Raw genomic sequence first — 655 nt, 5'->3', positions numbered from 1 at the left:
TCCCACCTGACCCCATGCCGAACTCAGCAGTGAAACGCCGTAGCGCCGATGGTAGTGTGGGGTCTCCCCATGTGAGAGTAGGGAACTGCCAGACATTAAATTAGTGAAGAAGCCACCCATTGGGTGGCTTTTTTGCGTTTGGGGATAGGGGATATCCCCGGTATTGTGCTAACATGCTAACTATCTTATGTTTTTTCTTTTTTTTCTTTTTTTTCTTTTTTTTCTTTTTTATTTCTTTATTACTGTATTTCTCACGCTATTCCTCCCCTTTTTATCTCTTTGGCCTATGGTGAGCCATTAATACATCTTTACCGATGAGTGTGGTGAATAGAATTGTTGGAACTAAAGTAGTGAGTAACAGCTCACAGATTATTTTGTGGAAAAGAGAATTTTAAGAATGTCACGTGAGTATTATGGATTGGGTGCTTGTTCATCATGGTGATGAATGACATCACTTGAGTCAAAGTAGTAAGTAACAGCTCACGTATTTTTTAATTAAGTGCAGGTAAGTCAATAAAATCAAATGGGTATAGTGATTTGATAATTATTTATTACCCCAGAGAATGTAATCACTTGAGCCAAAGTAGTAAGTAACAACTCACTTGTTGAAGAGCACGCGGAGATATAAGTGATGGCTGTGGGGTAAAAAGAGTTA

The 655-nt window shown here is 38.6% G+C and carries 1 rRNA gene; it reads left to right on the top strand.

Going from position 1 to position 655, the window contains the following annotated elements:
- Positions 1-94 (top strand): 5S ribosomal RNA (gene rrf, locus G6Q48_RS21970); the annotation flags it as partial.
- Positions 95-655 lie beyond the last annotated feature (561 nt).

This window comes from Providencia sp. M-27, from assembly GCF_011077905.1.
GTDB lineage: Bacteria > Pseudomonadota > Gammaproteobacteria > Enterobacterales > Enterobacteriaceae > Providencia > Providencia huaxiensis.
This window is presented reverse-complemented; position numbering and strand designations above follow the sequence as displayed.